This is a genomic window from Mesorhizobium sp. M7D.F.Ca.US.004.03.1.1, assembly GCF_003998635.1.
Lineage (GTDB): Bacteria > Pseudomonadota > Alphaproteobacteria > Rhizobiales > Rhizobiaceae > Mesorhizobium > Mesorhizobium loti.
In genome coordinates this window covers 1-4,299 of the sequence record NZ_RZQG01000518.1, presented here as the reverse complement: position 1 = coordinate 4,299, position 4,299 = coordinate 1, and the positions used below count along the sequence as shown (strand labels likewise).

2 protein-coding genes and 1 pseudogene are annotated in these 4,299 nt (G+C 63.8%); 1 reads left to right on the top strand and 2 read right to left on the bottom strand.

The annotated features are described in order from the left end of the window. Both EN935_RS24345 and EN935_RS24340 read right to left on the bottom strand, forming a co-directional pair. A partial coding sequence (locus EN935_RS24345; protein WP_127373683.1) for a DUF882 domain-containing protein occupies positions 1–1,728 on the bottom strand: 1,728 nt, incomplete at its 3' end. Positions 1,729–2,310: 582 nt separating this feature from the next. After that, entirely contained in the window at positions 2,311–3,843 is a 1,533-nt protein-coding gene (locus EN935_RS24340; protein ID WP_127373682.1) for a sigma-54 dependent transcriptional regulator, read from the bottom strand. Positions 3,844–4,003: 160 nt separating this feature from the next. Here EN935_RS24340 and EN935_RS24335 point away from each other — a divergent pair. Continuing rightward, positions 4,004–4,299, top strand: a pseudogene (locus tag EN935_RS24335) (oligoendopeptidase F); the annotation flags it as partial.

Below are 4,299 nucleotides of genomic sequence, written 5' to 3'. Positions count from 1 at the left end.
CGTGTGCACGATGCTGTACGCGTAGCCCGGCGCCGTCGTCGAGCTTGAAACGGCGGCGACATGCTCGCCGCTGGTCAGCGCCCAGCGGGCGGCCTGCGGCGCGGCGGCAACCACCATGGCCTTGGGACCTGGCTTCAGGTCGCGGACCGTGGCTCTCGATTCCTTGCGGGTCGTCTTGACGCCGGCACCGATCGCGGCGGCCGGATCGGAGCCGGCCGGGCGGGCAACGACAGCCTCGCGCGGCGTTGCGGCGTCAGTGCCCGACGGATCGTTGAAGGCCGAACGCGGCTCGGACAAGGAAGCAACCTGGTATGCGTCGGCCGCGCCGACCTGGGCATTGGCCTCGTCGAGCACGGCCTTGACCGCATCCGGCCTGGCCATCTCGGGGCGCGCCGTCGGCAGCACCGAGAACGCATCGGTCGCGGTCTTGCCGTGATCAGCCGTCTCGGCCAGCGCCATCAGCACGTCCTTGCTGGGCGGCGAAGCCAGAGCGGCCGGCAGCGAAGTGTCGGGACGCCATGTCGGCAACGGTATGTTGTTGACCGCGACCTGGGCCGGATCAGCCGAAGCCGTTGCATCGGCAGCCGTTACATCGGCCATGCCGAAAGGAACGTTCGCCGGCGCGTGTGCGGTCGCCACGGCTTGCTCTGTGGTGGCCGTCGCATCGGCCATGGCAAAAGGCACGTTCTCAGGCGGCTGGGCGCCGACGTCGGCCTTCGGCCGCGGTGCAAAATCAGGCAGCGGAATGCTGCGTGCCGGCAGCGCCGCGATGATCGTCTCCGGCGTATCCTGTTCCTGTTCCGGCTCCGGAGCCTGCTCCTCGGTCACCTGCGGAATTTCGGCGCGCTGCGCATTCTCCGGCGCCACGATGGCGATGCCCGGGAGGTTGCTGGTCTTGGCTGCCGCAGCCGGCTTCACGTTTCTGGCCTTGGGTGGGGGTGCAGCCGAAGCGGTCTCGACATCGGCGCTGTCGTCGGCCTCGTCGGAGCCGCCGCCAAAGAAAGCCGACAGGAACCCACCTGACTTCTTGCTGCTGCCACCGGCGCTGGCCAACTCGATGGCCGGCGCGCCTGAACCCTTGCGCGCCTTGTAGGAGGCAAGCGCCTGCTCAAAGCCGGGCAGCGGCCTGCCGTCGCTCGGCACATGCAGCGTCTTGCCATTGGGGAACAGGCTGACCAGTTCCTGGCGGCTGATACCGGGCCAATGACGCACATTGCCGACATCCATATGGACGAACGGCGAACCGGATGACGGATAGTAGCCGACGCCACCGCCCTGCATCTTGAGACCGATGTTGCGCAGCTTCTTCAGCGGCACGCCGGGAATGTAGAAATCCATCGCCTTGCCGAGCATGTGCTGGCTCTTCTCGGCGACGCCCCTGCTGCGGCTGCGCAGCATCGAGTTCGTCGACGGCGAGCGATAGCCGCAGACGACCTGGATGTAGTCCGTGGCGCCGCTTTCCCGATACGCCTCCCAGACCAGATCCAGCAGACGCGGATCCATCTTGGTCGGCTCGTTGCGGCGCCAGTCGCGCAGAATGATGTTGATCTTCCTGAGACCCTCGGGAACGTAGCGGCCGTTGCGCTTGTAGACGATCTCGGCCTTCTCGTGGGTGTGGAGATGATAGAGCTTCAGCGAACGTGTTTCGGCGCTGGCTCCGGTCGCAGCCGCGGCAACAAAACCAAAAGCGACAATCAACACCGCCAGCCATTTCGGCCAGACGCTCAAATGATGGTGCCGCCCGTTTGTGTGTCGTTCGATTCTGTTCAAATCAAAAGGCCCTGCAGGCTGCCGTTTGTCCCCGGATTTGTCCAAACGGATGTGTCATCCTCACATCCGAATATCGATCCTAATGGTTAATCATCGCTTATTGAAGCCGAAATGCGGTAACACCGTGGCGATATCCCGTCAAAAATCGTTCACAGGATTTCTTGGTAAACCGCTGGTTTAGATCAGATTTCCGCCTTCGCCCCAAACACGATCTGTTACCGTTAGCCTTAATGCGTGAACAGAGCTGTCCATAGGACTGCCACAATCCCGCCGAAAGGCCGATACAGGGCCTGTTGTGGCATTGCAAGCTGGCGCCGGCCTTGTGGCCGAAGCAGATCCCGGACCGAAGGCAGCGCAGCAGGGAGCGGGAACGGTTTTCGGAAAGATCCTGCGCTTCAAGGTGTGTTGAGATTCAGGTCTGGCCGAGTCGAGAACGATGGGTTCCGAGAACCGGAGCGGAGCGTACATTTGGGTACGTGAGCACCGGAAGCGCAGGAAACTATCGTTCGCAGGCCGGCATCACCTGAATATCGGCACACCTTAGGAAGCGAGCCGGTCGACACGGCCGGTCTCCGGGTCGATGCCGTATTCCTTGAGCTTGCGGTAAAGCGTCGAGCGGCCGATACCGAGTCGGCGGGCGACTTCGCTCATCTGGCCGTTGTAGTGATCGATGGCGAGCTTGATCATTTCGAGTTCGACATCGGCCAGCGCACGCACATTGCCGCGTTCGTCGAGCGCCAGCAACGTGCCGAAGCGAGGCTGCAGCCTGGCCGGCGGATCGGACGCGGTCGCCGGGCCACCCTCACCGGGCAAGGCTTCCTCGTCGCGCTCCTCCAGAGGCAGGGACGACGGCGCATCGCCGTGCGCATCGAGGTTGACGGTGCCTTCCACCTGCGCCCGAATCTGCGGGAAGTCGCCCGTGGTCAGCACATCGCCTTCGCAAAGCACCGAGGCCCGGAAGACGGCATTTTCGAGCTGCCGGATGTTTCCGGGCCAGTCATAGGCCTGCAGCACGGCAAGTGCTGCCGCCGAAATGCCTTGCAGGCGATGACGCGGATCGGCCGGCGCTACCTTGTCCATGAAATGGGTGACCAGATAGGGGATGTCGTCGCGGCGGTCGCGCAGCGGCGGCACGAAGATCGGGTAGACGTTCAGCCGGTAGAACAGATCCTCGCGGAACTTGCCGTCCTTGACCTGCTGCAGGAGGTTGCGGTGCGTCGCCGAAATCAACCTGATGTCGACCCTGACGGTTGAGCGTCCGCCGACCGGATCGACCTCACCGTCCTGCACGGCGCGCAACAGCTTGACCTGGACGTCGAGCGGCAAGTCGCCGATCTCGTCGAGAAACAGCGTGCCCGAATGCGCTTCGACGAATTTTCCAGTGTGCTTGTCGGTGGCGCCGGTGAACGAGCCCTTCTCGTGGCCGAACAGGATCGATTCGACCAGATTGTCTGGAATGGCGCCGCAATTGACGGTCACGAAGGGTTTCGAGCGGCGGTCGCCGCTGCCCTGGATGGCGCGCGCCACCAGCTCCTTGCCGACGCCGGACTCGCCCTCGATCAGGATCGGGATGTTGGATACCGCAGCCTTCTGGCCAAGGCGGATCACCCTGTCCATGGCGGGGCTGTGCGTGATCATGTCCTTGAAGGTCAGAAGGCCGCCACGCCGGCGCGACGTGCGCTTGACCTCGCCCTCGACGGCCTCGACCTTGAGCGCATTGCCGATCGACGCTTGCAGCCTGTCGGGAGACGCCGGCTTGACGACGAAATCGAAGGCGCCATGGCGCATCGCCGAAACCACGGTCTCGATGCCGCCCTGCGAAGTCTGCACGATGGCCGGGATATTTATGTCGCGCTCACGCATCGCCTTCAGCACGCCGATACCGTCGAGACCGGGCATGACCAGATCGAGGATCACCACCGAAACCTCGCGGGCGCTAGGCCCGTCGAGAATATCGAGAGCGGCCGCGCCGCCATCCACGACAATTGCCGTGTAGCCGAACCGCGTCACCGCCGCCTCGAGCAGCCGGCGCTGCACGGGATCGTCATCGACTATGAGTATGGAACCTGTCATGACTGGTGTGACTGCCCGCCCGAGGAATTCTGCCCTGTGGACCATCTTGGCACAGGGTTCTAAATAAGGTTTCAAAAAACCCGGTGAATGAATTCCTTAGGATTTGACCGGCTTCTCGTTTCCCCTTGAACCTCGGCCACGGAAGGTGTCGGCAATGCACATGGTCTCTGGGCACATGGTTTCTGCTCGGCAGCTTGCGGCGCCAGCGTCCGGTCAGGGCTCGGCCGAGCTTGGCGACCTGCCGGAATGGAACCTTGCCGATCTCTATGCCGGCATGGACGCGCCGGAGCTGAAGCGCGACATCGCAAAGGCCGCCATTGATGCGATCAGCTTCGAGGGCCGCTGGAAAGGCACGCTGGCCGCCGAGGCCGCTCGCGGCAGCGCCGGCAGGCTGGGCGAGGCGCTGGTCGCCTACGAGGCGCTGGAGGAACTGATCGGCCGCATCGTCTCCTATTC

Bases quoted from the DNA above. Each gene is read 5' to 3' on its own strand.
- EN935_RS24340 (WP_127373682.1), bottom strand. From the start codon at position 3,843: ATGACAGGTTCCATACTCATAGTCGATGACGATCCCGTGCAGCGCCGG.